13 protein-coding genes and 1 tRNA gene are annotated in these 16,923 nt (G+C 59.3%); 7 read left to right on the forward strand and 7 right to left on the reverse strand.

The features are described 5' to 3' along the window. The first annotated feature begins 1 nt into the window (after nucleotide 1). From C1725_RS18195 to C1725_RS19555, 5 genes are all read left to right on the forward strand, one after another. A complete protein-coding gene (locus C1725_RS18195) occupies nucleotides 2-886 on the forward strand; it encodes an ABC transporter permease subunit (RefSeq protein ID WP_102413098.1) in 885 nt (294 codons plus the stop codon). Nucleotides 887-902: 16 nt separating this feature from the next. Continuing rightward, on the forward strand, nucleotides 903-2,792 hold the full coding sequence (locus C1725_RS18200; protein ID WP_102413099.1) for a glycoside hydrolase family 3 N-terminal domain-containing protein: 1,890 nt from the start codon (nucleotides 903-905) through the stop codon (nucleotides 2,790-2,792). A gap of 96 nt (nucleotides 2,793-2,888) precedes the next feature. Then, nucleotides 2,889-3,953, forward strand: coding sequence for an ABC transporter ATP-binding protein (locus C1725_RS18205; protein WP_346026832.1), 1,065 nt, complete (start codon nucleotides 2,889-2,891; stop codon nucleotides 3,951-3,953). 584 nt (nucleotides 3,954-4,537) lie between these two features. Beyond that, complete coding sequence (locus C1725_RS18210) at nucleotides 4,538-7,006, forward strand: glycoside hydrolase family 3 N-terminal domain-containing protein (protein WP_102413101.1); 2,469 nt, start codon at nucleotides 4,538-4,540, stop codon at nucleotides 7,004-7,006. A gap of 25 nt (nucleotides 7,007-7,031) precedes the next feature. Beyond that, complete coding sequence (locus C1725_RS19555) at nucleotides 7,032-7,163, forward strand: hypothetical protein (protein ID WP_346026833.1); 132 nt, start codon at nucleotides 7,032-7,034, stop codon at nucleotides 7,161-7,163. 92 nt (nucleotides 7,164-7,255) lie between these two features. Here the strand turns inward: C1725_RS19555 and C1725_RS18215 are convergent. From C1725_RS18215 to C1725_RS18225, 3 genes are all read right to left on the reverse strand, one after another. After that, nucleotides 7,256-7,332 (reverse strand) — tRNA-Arg (locus tag C1725_RS18215). Between the two features lie 95 nt (nucleotides 7,333-7,427). Further along, nucleotides 7,428-8,501, reverse strand: coding sequence for an ATP-dependent 6-phosphofructokinase (locus tag C1725_RS18220; protein ID WP_102413102.1), 1,074 nt, complete (start codon nucleotides 8,499-8,501; stop codon nucleotides 7,428-7,430). Nucleotides 8,502-8,596: 95 nt separating this feature from the next. Continuing rightward, entirely contained in the window at nucleotides 8,597-9,535 is a 939-nt protein-coding gene (locus C1725_RS18225) for a DDE-type integrase/transposase/recombinase (RefSeq protein ID WP_102413103.1), read from the reverse strand. Between the two features lie 243 nt (nucleotides 9,536-9,778). On the opposite strand from C1725_RS18225, the gene C1725_RS18230 reads away from it, so the two are divergent. Both C1725_RS18230 and C1725_RS18235 read left to right on the forward strand, forming a co-directional pair. After that, on the forward strand, nucleotides 9,779-10,306 hold the full coding sequence (locus C1725_RS18230) for a prolyl-tRNA synthetase associated domain-containing protein (RefSeq protein WP_346026834.1): 528 nt from the start codon (nucleotides 9,779-9,781) through the stop codon (nucleotides 10,304-10,306). Between the two features lie 3 nt (nucleotides 10,307-10,309). After that, on the forward strand, nucleotides 10,310-12,235 hold the full coding sequence (locus C1725_RS18235) for a polysaccharide biosynthesis protein (RefSeq protein WP_102413104.1): 1,926 nt from the start codon (nucleotides 10,310-10,312) through the stop codon (nucleotides 12,233-12,235). 56 nt (nucleotides 12,236-12,291) lie between these two features. Here C1725_RS18235 and C1725_RS18240 read toward each other — a convergent pair whose 3' ends face one another. The 4 genes from C1725_RS18240 to C1725_RS18255 all read right to left on the reverse strand — a co-directional run bounded on the left by C1725_RS18240 (nucleotide 12,292) and on the right by C1725_RS18255 (nucleotide 16,870). Beyond that, nucleotides 12,292-13,686 carry a hypothetical protein gene (locus C1725_RS18240; RefSeq protein WP_102413105.1) on the reverse strand — a complete coding sequence of 465 codons (1,395 nt, stop codon included), beginning with the start codon at nucleotides 13,684-13,686 and terminating at the stop codon, nucleotides 12,292-12,294. Between the two features lie 100 nt (nucleotides 13,687-13,786). After that, entirely contained in the window at nucleotides 13,787-14,770 is a 984-nt protein-coding gene (locus tag C1725_RS18245; RefSeq protein WP_102413106.1) for a lysylphosphatidylglycerol synthase domain-containing protein, read from the reverse strand. Nucleotides 14,771-14,821: 51 nt separating this feature from the next. Next, nucleotides 14,822-16,333 (reverse strand): threonine synthase, encoded by a 1,512-nt coding sequence (gene thrC, locus C1725_RS18250; protein ID WP_102413107.1) that lies wholly within the window; start codon nucleotides 16,331-16,333, stop codon nucleotides 14,822-14,824. A 117-nt stretch (nucleotides 16,334-16,450) separates the two neighbouring features. Beyond that, nucleotides 16,451-16,870, reverse strand: a complete 420-nt coding sequence (locus C1725_RS18255; RefSeq protein ID WP_102413108.1) for a Cdc6/Cdc18 family protein — start codon at nucleotides 16,868-16,870, stop codon at nucleotides 16,451-16,453. Nucleotides 16,871-16,923: the final 53 nt, after the last annotated feature.

Raw genomic sequence — 16,923 nt, forward strand, 5'->3', positions numbered from 1 at the left:
AATGGCAAGCATGGTTTCGGTCAATCCGGCATCGGGGATGCAGATCAATCGCCCCAAGCCCAAATGGTACCTGCACGCGCTGCACGCGGTCTATTACCTCGTGATGATCGCCTTTCTGGTCTTCTACATGCTGCCGTTCTGGGGCACGCTGACCACCTCGTTCAAGACGAACAACGAGGTGATGACCTCAAGCCCCGTCGCGCTGCCCACGGAGTTCACGGCCGAAGGCTACGTCAGCGCCTTTGAGGAACTGAAGATTCCGCTCATCAACAGCCTCATCATCACGGTCGGCGGCGCGCTCGGTTCGCTCTTTCTCGGCTCGGTCTGCGCCTACGCGCTGAGCAAGTGGAAGTTTAAGTTCAGCAACCTGTTCTTCGTTCTGCTGGTGGCGGCGACCTACCTGCCGTATCAGGCGATCCTGATTCCGCTGCTTCAGACCATCAACGCGCTGAACCTCTATGACAACGTGCTGGGCCTGATATTGGTTCACTCCGTCTTCGGCATGCCGATGTGCACCGTGATGATGCGCGGCTATTACGCCGACGTACCGGACGCGCTGATCCGTCAGGCGATGATCGACGGGAACGGCCCCTGGTCGATCTACGCGAAGATCGTCGTGCCCAACACGAAGATCGCCACGATCACGGTGTTCGTCTTTCAGTGCACCTCCATCTGGAATGAGATGCTGTTCGCGCTGGTGCTCGGCGGCTACGACTCGAAGCCCGCAACCATCGCGCTGAACGAGCTGGCCGGCACGATGGCCGCCGAGTTCAACGTGCAGATGGCCGGGTCGATGATTCTGGCTCTCCCGGTGCTGATTCTGTACATCTTCATGGGCAAGTATCTGATCCGCGGCTACATGGCCGGCGCGGTTACCGCGTCTTAAGGAAAGGGGAACCATCATGACAAAGACGTTTATCAGACGCATGCTTTCAGCCGCGACGGCCCTCGCGCTCACGCTGGGCGCGCTGTCCGCCACCGCCGCGGATACGGCCTATACCCAGCCCGAGCTGGGCGCCGACACCGTAGCGATCCTCGAGCAGGACGGCTATCGCTTTAAGGACCTGAACAAAAACGGCGCACTGGACGCCTACGAGGACTGGCGGCTATCCCCCAAGGAGCGGGCCCAGGACCTGCTCAGCCAGATGACCGCCGAGGACAAGGCCGCGCAGATGCTCCACGTGACGCTGGTCACGCTCAAGGAGAGCTGGTTCAGCGAATTGGACATCGGCTTCGCGCTGGCCTACGACTACCTGCAGGACGGCGCAAAGGCTGCCGCAGAGCGCACCAACGAGGTGCAGGCGCTGGCGGAAAGCTCGCGCCTGGGCATCCCCGTGATATTCTCCATGGACTCCGTCATCGGCGCGAGTTGGGTGGACGGCGCGACCATCCTGCCCGATCAGCTGACGCTCGCGGCCTCCGGCGACACCGCGATGGTCGGGAAGCTGGCCGACATGCAGCGTGAAGAGATGAAGGCCATCGGCGTACGCATGAGCCTCTCCCCCGTAGCCGACATCGCTACCGACCCGCGCTGGGGGCGCGTGCAGGAATGCTTCGGTGAGGACGTCGAGACGGCCACCCAAATGGTCGTGGCGGCGATCAACGGCCTGCAGGGCGGCAAGGAACTGACGCCCGATTCCGTCATGACCTGCGTCAAGCACTTTCCGGGCTCCGGCCCTCAGACGTCGGGCGTGGACGGCACGCCGCTCGTCTATAACGACGATTCCTTCCAGATGCACCTGAGCGTGTTCAAGGCGGCCATCGAGGCGGGCGCTTCCTCGATCATGCCCTACGGCTACTCCACCGTGCCGTATCTGGGCGGCGACGCCGTGGACAATTACGCGCACGAGTCCTCCACGGTCATGACCGAGCTGCTGCGCGGCGAGCTGGGTTACGACGGCATCATCCAGACCGACTGGGGCCTGAGCCCCACGCCCGCCGCGCTGGCAGGCGCCGACGCCCTGGGCGGCGCAGGCACCCGCGAGGTAAAGAAGCTGGTGGACCAGCTCAGCGAAGAGCAGCTGAACGAAAAGGTGCTCCGCCTTCTGACCGTCAAGTTTGAGCTGGGCATCTTTGAAAATCCCTATGTGGACGCCGAAAACGCCGTAGCCACGCTGTCGAACCCCGAGCACAAAGCGCTCGCCAGGGAAGCCGCGGCCAATGCGCTGACGATGGTGAAGTATGAAGACGCCGTTCCGCTCGCGGGTAAAAAGCTCGTCGTGGCCGGCTCCCTGGCTGACGACGGCCATGCGCTCTCCAGCGGATGGACGGTCGAATCCTACCAGGCCAGGAGCATCCTTGCGGCCCTGCGCGAAAAGGCGGGCGAGGAAAACGTGCGTTACATCGGCGACGACACCTCCCTGGTGGAGGAAAGCTATCCTGAGGACACGGTGGCCGTCGTGGTCGTCGGCGAGGCGTCCGGCACGCACGAGCCCGCCTGGGGCACCGCGACGCTGACGTTCCCGGACGAGCAGACCGACATGGTCGCGGCCCTGCAAAAGTCCGGCGTGACCGTCGTCACGGTCTGTTTGATGAACCGCGCGTATGTAATGACCGACATAGTCGACCTGAGCGACTGCGTGCTGCTGGCCTATCGCCCCGGCATGTCCAGCGGCGCGGATGCCGTCGCGGACGCGCTGTACGGCGAGCATGCCGTCACCGGAAGGACGCCCTTCCAGATCCCCGCGTCCATGAGCCAGGTGCTCCTGCAGCGCGAAGACCTGGCCAAGGACATCGTCGACTCGCTGTTCGATTACGGCTTCGGCATCGACGTTCCGTCCTTCGGCAACTGAGCACGAGCAAAACGGCATTGCGCCGAGGAAGGTGATGGTATGGCTTCCATTTCCATTCGAGATATGAACGTTTCCTATAATAAAGGAAGAACCAATGTGCTTCAAAGCATGAACCTTGACATTCAGGACGGCGAATTTTGCGTGTTCCTGGGTCCCTCCGGCTGCGGTAAATCCACGGCGATGCAGTGCATCGCCGGGCTGCTGCATCCGGTTCAGGGTTCCATCCGCTTCGGCGACACGCTGATGAGCCGGATGGAGGGCAAAAAGGAGACGGACTTCGTGCCGCCGCAGGAACGCAACATCGCCATGGTGTTTCAGGAATACGCGCTCTATCCCAATATGACCGTGCGCGAAAACATGTCCTTCGCCCTGAAGACCAAAAAGGTGCCCAAGGAGCAAATCGACGCCAAGGTAAACGAGATGGCCAAGATGCTCGAGATCGAGGAATACCTCGACCGCAAGATCGCCAATCTCTCCGGCGGCCAACGTCAGCGCGTTGCGCTGGGCCGCGCCATGGTGCGCGACGCCAACGTCTTCCTGCTGGACGAACCGCTGGGCAACCTGGACGCCAAGCTGCGCGACAAGGTGCGCTACGAGCTCAAGCAGATTCAAAAGCGCCTGCACATGACGACGGTCTACGTGACCCACGACCAGACCGAAGCCATGACCATGGCCGACCACATCGTGCTGATGCGCGACGGCGTCATCATGCAGGAGGGCGGGCCCTTTGAGCTGTACGATCATCCCAACTGTCTGTTCGTCGCGGGCTTTCTGGGCACGCCGGAGATCAACACGTTCCTCTGTACGGTTAAAAAGCAGGGTGCGGGCCTCGTGCTCGCGGCGAAGACATTCACCCTCGCCGTACCTGAAAAGGACAAGGCGTGCCTGGAAAAATACGCGGGCAAGGAAATCATCCTGGGCATTCGCCCCTCCGACTTCGTGCTCGCAAACGCCGGGGAGCCCAACGCGATTCCCGGCAGGATCGACGGCGTGGAGCCTTTGGGCGACGCGTTCCTGATCCACATCAGCGTGGGCGATCAGCTCATGGTGTTCAAGTACACCGGCGAAACCGCGCCCGAGGGCGAGGACATCGCCATCGTTCCCAACCTGGCGAAGCTGCACCTGTTTGAAAAGGACAGCGAAAGCAGGATCAACGGGTAAGGCGCCTCACCGTATGCGCTGCGGTCAAGGACGAATGGGACGAGTCGATAGAACATTTGGCAGGATATAAACGATGCGGTAGACTTTGCCTCTGAAAACGCGCCCGTGGAGGACGGCCTTCCTGGTGCTATCAGAGGAACCCAGAGCAGAACAGGAATGTATTTTCCCGTCGCCCCCTTGGAGAAGGGCTGCTTTGGGCATTTTTTATCGCACAGGCAGCCTGAGCAGATTTCACAACTGCGAAGAGCTGGTGATAATGCGGCGCGGAGGCATCTAGATCAGGCCTGATTGCAGCGCCATATGTGTCGGAGCGCTATGTACACCTAGACGCCGCATCACACGGTCACCCTAAAAGCAGACCGGGTAGTGCTGCAAGCGGCGTACAAGCTCAATCGCGACCAATAAAGGACGGCTGCCAGGAGTTCTTTATTGGAACATGAGGTAAGGAGGTGAGAGGGATTTTCTGTTCCACGCCGGGAAACCGCTTAGCCGTGCGGAGGCTTGTAGGCGCGGAATGAGATCGTCTAGGTTACTTTTATTACGGCAGCGTAAATATAGTAAACTAAATATGAGGAGATTGAGCCATGAAGAAACTGTCTTGGTTGCTGGTAATCGCTATGCTGGCTTCTATGCTAAGCATTCCGACGCTTGCAGAAAGCCCCAAGTGGAGCGAGATCACGCTGGATACCGACTTCAAACGCATCATAAATGAAAACGGCGCACAATTAAGTTATAGCGAAAAGTCCGGCGTGCAGATTCTGGAGGAAGATGGCTACGCATTCAAAGACCTGAATCGGAACGGCAAACTGGATGTCTATGAAGATTGGCGCGCAGATGTCGAAGACCGGGTGGCTGATCTGTTGTCACAGATGTCCATGGACATGAAACTGGGCATGCTGGCAAACTGCTTCACGGGCGGTGCATTTTCTCCCATCTATCCTATGCAGGATGAGTGGTTGTACAGCAAGGACGATCATGTGGAGATCGATGGCATCAACTATCGATCGATGTGGTATGAAATCACGAACAACCATGTAACGCACTATTCCTATAGCGCAACGGGCACGCCCATCGAGCAGCTTGATGTGCTGAATGCGATTCAAGAGATCGGCGAGTCCGCCAGCCTTGGCATCCCGATTTCTTTTGAAACGGATCGCCCTTACAACACTTGGGGCTCTATGATCAATATGCCTTATTATGCCTTTGGCGTTGCGCATGATCCGGAGCTCTTGTATGAAATGGTCGCTCAGTATTCCAAGGAAATGAACGCTATGGGTTACACCACCATCTTCCATAGCTACGGTGTGGAAATGGGAAGCTGGTATGGCGACGAGGTAAACAACATCGCCAAGATGATCGTGGCGGAGACCAGAGCATATGAAGAAAATGGCGTCAACGCCATGACCAAGCATTATATTGCCCGCGGCGGTCGCAATAGCTTCGAAAGCGCCCGTTCTGCAGCGCAATTGTGGGAAAACTTTATGGTTGGCTGGAGAGCTGCCGTACAGGAAGGCAAGACGTCCACCATCATGATGAACAACGGAATGGGCTTGAACAACACCCCGATCCTGTATGACTCCGAAACGATCGGCTATCTGCGCAACGAGCTTGGATTTGACGGCGTATTGGTAACCGACTGGCCGTTGTTCAACGGCGCTGTGGCCACCACAGGCCTTACCAATGACGGACGGGATCTGTCTACCTTTACCCCCGGTGAGCTGTTTGCCCGTATGCTGGAATGCGGTATCGACCAGTTTGGCGTGTTCCGCGTTGAGCATGGCCTTGACACCTCAAACTACTACAATTCCAACAGCTTTGACTCCATCTACTGGCCTGATACTGTAAAGGAACAGATCGAGCTGGGTAAACTGGACGTTGCGATCGTCGACAAGGCCATTTCTCGCGCTTTGCGTGCAAAGTTCAACCTGGGCCTGTTTGAGGATCCGTATAATTCACGTGAAGAGCTTTTGGAGCTGTGCGCAAGCGATGCCTATAAGGCGGAGCAGTTTGAGCTGACGACAGTTGAGGATATCATCCGCGCTCGTACAGATTACATGAATGAACTGGATGAGCGCCTCATGGTGAAGTCCACCGTGCTCATGAAGAACGACGGCGACATATTGCCGTTGGCGAAGGGCAGCAAGGTGTTTGTCGACAGCAACGCGGCCGAGACCAGGGAGAAGGACAGCATTGCCATTGGCGCGTATGCCACAGTCGTTGAAAATATGGATGAAGCCGACGTGATTGTGCTGCATATGACAGCGCTGGACGACGCCTATGAGATGATCATCGAGGACGCCCAGGATGCCCAAAAGCCCATCGTGCTGGTTGTGGAAGGAGAAGCTGCGGGCGGGCGCGGCGTCATCGGTGTAGAACCCGGTTCTTACGAGACCGCAAATTGCGCGGCGATTCTGATGCAGACCTACAACAATCTGCCTGACCACGGCACGGCGCTGCCTGGATTCTATCGCTATTGCTATCCGTCTGTAACTGCGGATATGCTGTTTGGCGTTCGTGAGCCCAGCGGCAAGCTGGTCTATGAAATCGCCCGCGACGCTGATGCGTATCTGCTGTCCTGGGGTGACCTGCAGTATGACATGGGGCTGGACGATACGACGCGGCTGTATCTGGCCGCAGCGATTCGCGAAAATCCATCCCTGCTGGTTCCTGACAATTTGGGCGACGTGCTTTACACGGCAAACTTCGGCATGAAATACAACGCTGTGCCGGACGTCGATATCAACACGCTTGTCGTACCCACTGTAGTTCAGGACGTTGAGGAAGAGAACAGAGGCAGCATGCGCACGGTGCGCAAGGCAGTAAAGGCTACTCAAAAGGCAGGCGTTCCTTTTGATATCAGCTTCATCGTGAAAAACAATGGGGATGATACCTGCTTGAACGCCGATGTCTACGACGGCGATCAACTGATTGCCTCCAAGTTCGTATCCATAGCTGGCGGCCAATTCCGCGTTGTGACGATTGAGCTGACGCTGGATGCAGGCGAGCATACCATCAGTATTTCCGATTTGTCCGAGACCATCGTCGTGGAGTAAAAAATCATTTTCAGATGGCGACAACGTGATCGCGGAAAAGGTCATGACCGTCACCGGCGGCAGCTGGCGCGTGGTCGAGATGGACGTCACCCTCGAGGCTGGCGAGCACACCATCACCCTGGGCGACCAGGTCAGCTCCATCACTGTGACCGAATAATCCCCTCTATAGCACAGGAGACGGAAGAAGCGCAAGCTTCCTCCGTCTCCTTTTCTGCATCAAAAAACCGAAGGCCCCGGCCTCCGGCATTCTGGCGCACCCGGCGCGATTCGAACGCGCGGCCTTCCGCTTAGGAGGCGGACGCTCTATCCTACTGAGCTACGGGTGCAAACGGTCTATCCATAACGGAAGATATTATACGGCATCGCCGCCCCAATGTCAAATGAAACCGAAGGACAGGTCAATGCCTGTCCTTCGGATATTTCATTCGCCAAAGCTGATGCCCATGTTCTTGGCGATGCGCACCATTTCGTGGTCGCGCGGCACGAACTTCGTCTTGCCTGCCACCTCTGAGAGAGGATTGTGCCCAACCTCGGCCCCCTGCATGCCGACGGCCTGTCCATAGTTCTCTTCGCGAATAAGCTCTGCGGCGTGCACGCCAAAGCGGGTGGCCAGCACGCGGTCATAAGCGCTGGGCGAGCCGCCTCGCTGAATGTGCCCGGGCACCACCGCGCGCGCCTCGACGCTGGCCATCGCTTCCAGTTCCTTGGCGATGCGCGCCGCGATGCCGCTGAAGTTCTGATCCGCGCGCGCCTGCAGGCGGTCCTTCTTCTTCATCTCGGCTTCCTTTTGCGTCATCGCGCCCTCCGCAACCGCGATGATGGAAAAGTCCTTGCCATTTTTCGCGCGGGCTTCGACCGCCGCGGCGACCTTGTCGATGTCATAGGGGATTTCGGGAAGCAGCAGGATGTCCGCGCCACCCGCCAGCCCCGCGTACAGCGTGAGCCAGCCCGCCTTGTTGCCCATGATCTCAATGACCATGCAGCGCCCATGGCTGGCCGCCGTCGTATGGATACGGTCGATCACGTCCGTCGCGATGTCCACCGCAGTATGGAAGCCGAACGTCACATCCGTCATCCAGATGTCGTTGTCGATCGTCTTGGGCAGGCCGATGACGTTCAGCCCCTCTTCCGCGAGCAGGTTGGCCGTCTTGTGCGTGCCGTTTCCGCCCAGACAGACCAGGCAGTCGAGCTTCATCTTCTTGTAGTTTTCCTTCATGGCCTTGACCTTGTCCACGTTGTCGTCGCCGATCACGCGCATGTTGCGGTACGGCGTGCGCTTCGTGCCCAGGATCGTACCGCCCAGCGTCAGGATGCCGGAAAACTCTTCCCGGCGCATCGGCCTGTAATCCCCCTCGATCAGGCCGCTGTACCCGTCCTGAATGCCGATGATCTCGGTGTCGAACATCGAATAGGATGCGCGGGCGACGCCCCGAATGGCCGCATTCAGGCCCGGACAGTCGCCGCCGCTGGTCAGGATGCCGATTCTTCTTTTCATCGTATTCATCTCCTGCCGTTTCTTTGCTTTTCCTCATTTTAACACGTTTGGATGCCTCGCACAAGCCGCTTGCAAAAATCTGCCTTGTAGGTTTGTCAAACATCTTGGACAGTGAAAGCAAGGAGGAACTCCCTAGGCGAAACCCAATTGAGAGGGCGCATCGGTCTGTTGTTGGTGCGAGCTTGGTGGGCAGCTAGCTGCCCACCAAAGTCATCGAGCGAGAAGAAAGAGTAGGTATTGTAGAATAGCTTTTGGTCTTCTCTGTGACTGCGTTCAACCTTACCGTTGTGGCGAGGTGTGTATGGTTTTATGAGCTTATGCCGAATTCCCAGATCAGCAGCCGTTTTCTCAAACAGAGTCACCTGATTGCGTTTGCTGTTGGAAAAGCGGTTGGTGAATTCAAAGCCGTTGTCGGTCTGGACACACTCTACCCGGATACCCCGGCGGGCATACCACTTGAACAGCCTTTTGAGAAAGTCAGCGGAAGAATAGGTGGACTGCTCAGGGTAAGCGGCCAGGAAGCGCAGTCGGGTAAACTCATCCATGGCAGTGTACTGAAACAGGCGCAGCTCCGGGTCCGCGATACAGCGGCGGGGCACCACCTTCACATCCACCTGAACGCGCTGTCCAGGATAGGTCATCTGCTCATAAGGCTTGGGCCTATAAGCCGGCTTCTTCTCTACTTGTGGGAATAACCCTAGTTTCCGCATTACGCGGAAGAGGCTCTCCGGGCGGCGGGTATATCCCCGCCGACGTAAGCGGTGCCACAGTTCCACCATACCTAGTTTGGGATCTCTGCGGCGCATATCCCGGATCAGCTTCAGCTCTGCTTCGGTATGCTGGTTGGGATGACTGTGGGGACGTCGGGACTGGCAGGCCAGGGAGGCCATGCTCCCATCCCAGCGAGCTTTCCAGAAGTAGATATACGACCGGCTCTTGTTGTATTTCCGGCTGGCCCGGCTCACGCCGTATTTCACCGCATACTTCATCAGGGATTGCCGATATGCCATGTCCTGTGTTATACTCTTGCTCATGAAGGATGTGGCCCCCTCTCGTATAGTTGTTGTCCGCAACTCCAACTATAACCGATGAGGCCATATCCTTCATCCTTTTTTTCTTCTACTGTCCAATATGTATTGTACGCCTACAACAAGCCGCTTGCAAAAATCTGCCTATGCTTGCCAAAACATGACTTTATGTGTATAATAAACGATTGACCGTATGCTATCCGCGCGGCGGGACGCCGCCGCGCTAAAAGGCGAGAAAGAAGGGGTTTCGTGACGGATCGGGAACAAAAAACATACGATGCGCTGCGCGCCCTGGATATTCCGTTTACTGTAACGCAGCACGAGGCCGTGCGCACCATGGACGACTGCACGGCGCTCGTCCCGGAGCCGGATGTCGTCTACTGCAAAAACCTGTTTTTGTGCAACCGGCAAAAGTCGCAGTTTTATTTGCTGCTGGCGCTTCCGGATAAGGTATTTCATACCGCCTCCGTCTCTGGGCAGCTCGGCGTTTCCCGGCTCAGTTTCGCCCCGGAGGAGCTGCTGCCCGAATACCTCGGCCTCTATGCGGGCGCAGTCAGCCCGATGGGCCTCCTAAACGATCCGCAGGGACGGGTGCGGCTGCTCGTCGACAGCGACCTGCCGCGCAGCAAGCGCGTCGCGTTTCACCCGTGTGTCAACACGGCGACCCTTATCCTTTCCACACAGGATTTTCTGAACATCTACCTCCCGCACACGGGTCATATTCCGACGATGGTATCCCTGCCCGCGGAGGAATCTCTCTCCAATGAGGTGTCATAAAAGATGAAGCGTTACCGGCCGAATTACATGCTCATGGTGCTCGACGCGTGCCTCGTCACCCTGAGCTTCTATTTTGCCTACTGGATGCGTTTTGAAGGCAACATCCCCGCGCGCTATATGTCGGAATTTAAACAGCTGCTGCCGCTGCAGATCGTCTGTACGCTGGTCTCCTGTTTTTTCATGCGCTCCTATAACAAGCTCTGGCTCTATGCCGATCCGACCGACCGCATCGCCCATATTCTGGGCTGTTTCATCGGATTCGGGCTGGTCATGCTGATCGTCTACCTGTTCCAGCTCCCCGTCCGCTCCGCGAAGATCTTCCTGCTCGCGTTCCTGTGCATCGCGGGCACCACCTCCATGAGCCGCTTCATGTACCGCTACATGCTGCTGGCCCGCAAGAAAAAAAAGCACCGCGAGGAACGCAGGAACGGGCGCAGGGACGGCAAGGAATCGCGCCGCCTGTTGATCTACGGCGCGGGCATCGCCGGTGCGGCGCTGATCGACTCCATCCGCCTCGCGCCGGACAACGCGGACCGCATCGTCTGTCTCATCGACGACGACCCGGCCAAAGTCGGGCGCAGCGTCCGCGGCGTACCCGTGCTGGGGACGGGCAGTCAGCTGATCGACATCGTATCGCGCAAGTCCATCGATACGATCATCATCGCCATTCCCACCGCGACGGGCGAGCAGATGCGCGGCATCCTCACCCTTTGCAAGTCTACCGGCTGTGAAATGCGCAGGCTGCTCAGCGTAGAGGAGACCGTGGACTGCCGGGTGGAAAACGTTCGCCCGGTCGACGTCGCGGATCTGCTGGGCCGCGAGCCCGTGCGCCTGGACAACAGCGAGGTTTCCTCCATACTCAAGGGCGAGGTCGTCCTCGTGACCGGCGGCGGCGGCTCCATCGGTTCGGAGCTGTGCAGGCAGATCATGCATTACGGACCCAAACGCCTCGTCGTCTTCGACTTCTACGAAAACAACGCCTACGCCATCGAGCAGGAGCTGCTTGAGACCCCGGAAAATGCTGAACGCCTGCGGGTACACATCGGCTCGGTGCAGGACGTGGACCGCTTGCGCGAGGTCTTTGCGCTGGAGCGCCCGGCGGTCGTCTTTCACGCGGCAGCGCACAAGCACGTCCCGCTCATGGAGCACAGCCCCTGCGAAGCCGTCAAGAACAACATCTTCGGCACGAACAACGTGGCGCGCATATCCAACGAATTCCACGTCAAGCGCTTTGTAATGATCTCCACCGACAAGGCGGTCAATCCCACCAGCGTGATGGGCGCTACCAAGCGCATGGCGGAGATGATCGTGCAAAGCTACGAGCACGAGAGCGAGACACATTTTTCCGCGGTACGCTTTGGCAACGTTCTGGGCACGAACGGCAGCGTGGTGCCCAAGTTCCAGCGGCAAATCGCGCAGGGCGGCCCCGTCACCGTCACGCACCGGGATATCACGCGCTTCTTCATGACGATTCCCGAGGCGGTTTCCCTGGTCCTGCAATCGGCCTCGCTTTCCGAGGGCGGCGAAATCTTTATCTTAGACATGGGGCAGCCCGTGCGCATTGACGACCTGGCGCGCGACATGATCCGCCTTTCGGGCTACGAGCCGGACGTGGACATTCCCATCGTCTACACAGGCCTTCGCCCCGGCGAAAAGCTCTACGAGGAAGTGCTCATGGACGAGGAGGGCCTGCGCGAGTCGGGACGCAAGGGCATCAAGATCGGCCGTCCGCTCGAGTTGTCCTACGCGGATGTCTGCGAGCGCATGGACATTCTGCGGGGTGCCATCACCCAAGATCCCCACCACATCCGCAACTGCCTGCAGCGCGTGATTCCCACCTACCGTCCGCAAAACCTGCCGGAGGAATACCTGGATACCCTGCCGGAGCTGGAGAGCGAAGCGGAGGAAATGGAACGGAAGCGTGCGTAAAAGCGCAAAATACCGCCCCTGCGAACCGCAAAATTCGCAGGGGCGGCTTTATATGCTCAGGCCTCCGACGGGGTCGCGGGCTCGCCCGGCTTCTCCGACGGGGTCGATTCCGGCTTTGGCGTCGGCGTTTCTACCGGCTCGTCCGACGGCTTTTCCTCCGGTTCCGGCGTCGGCGTTTCTACCGGCTTGGGCGTCGGCGCCTGACACTTACTGTGGTCGTCCCCGTTGCAAAGGGGCTTGCCGCAGCGCTCGCAGGCCTTGTGCCCCGGCCCGTCGCTCGTGGCGCAGGCATAGTGCAGGCCGCAGGACAGCGCGCTGTGGTTGCCCTCGCAAAGCCCCTTGCCGCAGGCCGCGCAGAGCGCGTGCTCCTTTACGTTCGTCACAGAGCAGGCGTAGTGCTTGCCGCAGGGAAGCTGGCTGTGGTCGCCCTCGACCAGCCCCTCCGCGTGCCCGCAGCCCAGCGTCTTGTGCGCATGTTCCCCTTCGCACAGCGGCTTGCCGCAGGCCGGGCAATTCATGTGGCTTTCAGCCTTGCTGTCCCCGCAGATGTAGTGTTTGCCGCAGGCATACAGGGCATGATCCTTTTCGTGTCCCTTCACGACGCAGAGGTAATGCCCGCAGGGCTGCTTCTGCGTATGGATGGGATCGTCCTTGTCCTTCACCTGACACTCGTATTCGCCGCACGTCAGCTTCGTCTCATGGGACTTGTCCCCGCTTTTGACTTTACACTTATAGTGCCCGCAGCTGAGCTTCGTCGGCCGGGTATGCTTCGTGCTGCCGCAGATCCTGCATTTGGTCACGGCTTCGCGCTCCGGCTTGGCGGCAGAGGTCACGGTGTACGCGCTTGTCTGCACCTGCACGGGCTTCGTCCAGTCGACCGTTACGGTCGTCGTGCCTGCTGCGTTCCCCTGCAGCTGTTCGGTCCAGGCATCCAGGGGGATGTCCGAAAGATCCACCGTACCCTGCGAGGACGCCTTGCCCACGAGGGTCAGTTCCACGTCCTGGGAAAGATTCAGCGCGCCTACGCTGCCGCGTACTTCCAGCATCAGCGGCGCCGCTGCGGTCAGGTTCTTCACGCTCGCACCCGTCTCCAGATCGAGCCGGACATCCGTGATTTCAGCCGCAAAAATCACGTCGGGAAACACGCCGTCGAGCACCACGTCGCCCGCATTGGGCAGACGGGCAAACACCCGCTGTCCGTCCTTTTCGTAGGTGAGCACCAGCGTCTCGTAGTCGTCCGGCAGGGTAAAGAGCGCAAAGCTCTCCGGCGCCGTAGGCAGCTCGTCCACGTAATACGCGGCGTTTCCCTGTGCGACGATCAACTGTCCGTCCTTATACTGGATCGTAAAGTTCTGGTATTCGATGTCCTCCGCCTGCGTCGCCGCAGGCAGGCTAAACAGGAGTGCCAGCGCCATCAGCAGCGTCAGTGCGCGCTTCAAGAAATAAGCCATCGTTTTTCCTCCCCTTTTTTCAGCTTTCGCCGTCTTTCAACAGCATCTATATCTATAAGATGAAAAAAGAGAGGAAAAGGTTGCATATTTTTTAATTTTTTTACGAATTTGTTACTTTGCTCCGATCAAGCCGGCCCGCTCCCATTTGGATCACGCCCTCCGCAATGCCCTTGAGCAGCGTGAGCGAAGAAACCGTAAGCGGCAGCAGCATGCCCACGGAGGGTTCCACGCCGAAGAGTCCAAGCATGGAAGTCATCGCGCCTTCCCGCAGCCCGATGCCGCCCACAGAAAAGGGCAGACACATGGCAATGCTCACAATTCCATTCAGCCAGAGCCAATCGAGCGGAGAGATGGTAAAGCCGAGCGCCCTTGCGATCAGCATCTGCGCGCCGATGATCAAAAGATCGCTGCCAAGGCCCAGCAGCAGATGCACGGCGATGGCCGCGGGGCGCTGCGCAAGCTCGCCGCAGGCCCGGCACAGGCTTTCGATTTCCTCCGCAACGACGCGGCTAAAGCGAAAGCGGACGCCCCGCACCCACTTCGCAAAACGCAGCGCGAGGACGCGTACGGGCGAAAGGAGCAGCGTGCCCGGCACCAGCAACGCCCACGCAAGGGTAAAGCCGGACAGGAAGAAAAAGATTCCATGAACCGGCACGGCGGCCAGCGCAAGGCCGATCAGGCACAGCACCTGCTGCGGGATCATCTGTGTTTGCTTGTCGACGATCATGATCGAGGTCGCGACGTAGCCGTCCGTCATCTCGCGCAGCGCCATGAGCCTGGCCGCCTCGCCCGTGACGTTGCCGCCGGGAAGCAGCGCAAAAAAACGCAGCTTAAAATAGCTCATGAGGGTGCCCCGCACCGGCATACTCGGCCTGAGCACCCAGCACTTCGCCGCCATGAACAGGTCGGCGAGCACGAGCAGCGCCGACGCGAGGAGCAGGTCCTGCGCTTTCACGGCGCGCAGCGTCTCCATAAGCTTTGCAAAGTCCGCTTGGGCGAGCACGTATGCGAGCAGCGCCACGCTGACCACGACCGACAGCACCTGGCGCAGCCAGGTGCCCGCGCTCTTCTTTTGATTGCGCATAGAACCTCCAGCCTTGCGGGGCGCGGACGAAACCGTCCGCGCCCCGCGCGTTTACATCCCGTTTTTCCCCGAAAGCGCTTCCAGCAGCGCCTCTTCCATTCGGTCTTTCTCGCAGACCCGCTTATGGCGCACGGGCATCGTGGGCAGCTCCGCAATCTGCGTAGGCACGCGCGTGCCGGTTCGCGCGGCGAGTACACCGCAGCAGCCGAAGTCGTCAAGCCCTTCCGCCGCCAGCGTTCCCGCGATCGCTTCCAGCACCGGGCGCCCGAACTTGTACGGGCTTGCGGTGGATACGATGACCGAGGGCGTCCTGTCGCCCGTTTGTTCCTGATACGCGCGAAGCACGTGCGAGGCGACGGCCGTGTGCGGGTCCATCAGATAGCCGTCCTCCGCATAGGTGCGGCGGATCTCTTCGCGCGTCCCCGCGTCGTCCGTAAATCCGCCCGCGAAGACCGCCCGCATCGCGCACAGGTTTTCGTTGCCGATGTCATAGCGGCTTCCCGTCCTGAGTGCCTCCATCCATCCGCGCACCTGCTTAGGATCGCGCCCACACAGCTCGAAGAGCAGCCGCTCCAGGTTGGAAGAGATCAGGATATCCATCGAGGGGGAAATCGTCCGGTAAAACGCGCGCCCTGAAATATCGTAACGTCCCGTTTCCATGAAGTCCGCAAGCACGTTGTTGCCGTTGGAGGCGCAGAGGAGGCGCCCGATGGGAAGACCGCAGCGCCGTGCGTATTCGGCGGCGAGGATGTTGCCGAAGTTGCCTGTGGGCACGCAGAAGTTGACCGGATCGCCGAGAAGGATCGTCCCCGCGCGGAGCAAATCCGCGTAGGCCGAAAAATAGTAGACGACCTGCGGTACAAGCCGACCGAAATTGATCGAATTGGCAGAGGAAAGCACGCGCCCCTGCGCGTCCATGGCGGCGGCAAAGTCCGCGTCCGCGAAGATGCGTTTCACGCCGGTCTGCGCGTCGTCGAAATTTCCGCGCACGGCGATGACGTGGGTATTGTCCCCGTGCTGGGTCACCATTTGCAGGCGCTGCGCCTCGCTCACGCCTGCCTGCGGGTAGAACACCGCGCAGCGCGTGCCTGGTACGTCCGCAAAGCCCGCCAGCGCCGCCTTGCCCGTGTCGCCGGACGTCGCCACGAGGATGAACACCTCGCGCGCCTCCGCGTTCTTTTTCATGGACAGCGTCATCAGGTGCGGAAGCAGCTGCAGCGCCATGTCCTTGAACGCAAGCGTCGGGCCATGATAGAGCTCCAGCGCCGAGACGCCCTCCCGTACAGGACGCAGCGGCGCGACGCGCGGATCGTCGAACGAACCGTAGGCCGCGCTCACCGCTGCCTGCAGCTCCTCCTCCGAAAAGTCCTCGAGAAACGAGCGGAGCACCCTCACAGCCCGCTGGGCATAGGTCATCTCCCGCATTCCATCGATGTCCGAAAGGGAGAAGGACGGAAAGCGTTCGGGCACGTACAGGCCGCCCGACTCCGCCAAGCCGCGCAGGATCGCCCGGGACGCGCTGACCGCGCCGGCCGCGCCGGTTCTTGTACCAACAAACTGCATGGATACTCCTCCTCGTGTACGCTCAAAGGGTTCAGGGGCGCCTGCGCCGGTTGGGATACCGAAAACCCCCTCCCCGTTTCGGGAAGGGGGCATGCAGCCGCCTGCGGCCGCTTGCTGTCAAATCTGATATTTGCGGATGCACTCCGGCACCAGCGCGGGATCTTCGCTCAGGCTGATGACGAAATTCGCGTTGGAGCGCGCGGAAAGCTCCTCGAGCATCTTGAAGAAGCCCTCGAGCTTGGAAATGTCGGGTTTAGCCGTATCGACCAGGTGCAGGAACGCGTCGATAAAGATGAGGCTCACGTCGAAGTTGCTGGCGAGGATGCCATTCAGGAAGCCGGTGAACAGCGTTTCGCCCTTAATGCCATATTCGCTCGCATCGATGAAGCGAATCTGATGCTTGAGGTCATACATATAGCGGCTGTCGTCGTCGATAAAGAGAACGCTGCCCTTCTGCTCGCCGACGGACGCGTTCGCCATATCTATAATGCGTTTGGTCTTGCCCGATCCCCTTTTGCCAAAGATAATCTGGATCATGGTCAATCCCTCCTTTTGTTCTTTTTTTCATTATAACCCAACAGGACACATTT

Origin of the sequence: Beduinella massiliensis (assembly GCF_900199405.1) — a bacterium.
Lineage (GTDB): Bacteria > Bacillota > Clostridia > Christensenellales > Aristaeellaceae > Beduinella > Beduinella massiliensis.

Excerpts from the sequence above, each read along its gene's own strand:
- C1725_RS18195 (WP_102413098.1), top strand. The coding sequence starts at position 2 with ATGGCAAGCATGGTTTCGGTCAATCCGGCATCGGGGATGCAGATCAAT.
- C1725_RS18200 (WP_102413099.1), top strand. The coding sequence starts at position 903 with ATGACAAAGACGTTTATCAGACGCATGCTTTCAGCCGCGACGGCCCTC.
- C1725_RS18210 (WP_102413101.1), top strand. The coding sequence starts at position 4,538 with ATGAAGAAACTGTCTTGGTTGCTGGTAATCGCTATGCTGGCTTCTATG.
- C1725_RS18220 (WP_102413102.1), bottom strand. The coding sequence starts at position 8,501 with ATGAAAAGAAGAATCGGCATCCTGACCAGCGGCGGCGACTGTCCGGGC.
- C1725_RS18225 (WP_102413103.1), bottom strand. The coding sequence starts at position 9,535 with ATGAGCAAGAGTATAACACAGGACATGGCATATCGGCAATCCCTGATG.
- C1725_RS18235 (WP_102413104.1), top strand. The coding sequence starts at position 10,310 with ATGAAGCGTTACCGGCCGAATTACATGCTCATGGTGCTCGACGCGTGC.
- C1725_RS18240 (WP_102413105.1), bottom strand. The coding sequence starts at position 13,686 with ATGGCTTATTTCTTGAAGCGCGCACTGACGCTGCTGATGGCGCTGGCA.
- C1725_RS18245 (WP_102413106.1), bottom strand. The coding sequence starts at position 14,770 with ATGCGCAATCAAAAGAAGAGCGCGGGCACCTGGCTGCGCCAGGTGCTG.
- thrC (WP_102413107.1), bottom strand. The coding sequence starts at position 16,333 with ATGCAGTTTGTTGGTACAAGAACCGGCGCGGCCGGCGCGGTCAGCGCG.
- C1725_RS18255 (WP_102413108.1), bottom strand. The coding sequence starts at position 16,870 with ATGATCCAGATTATCTTTGGCAAAAGGGGATCGGGCAAGACCAAACGC.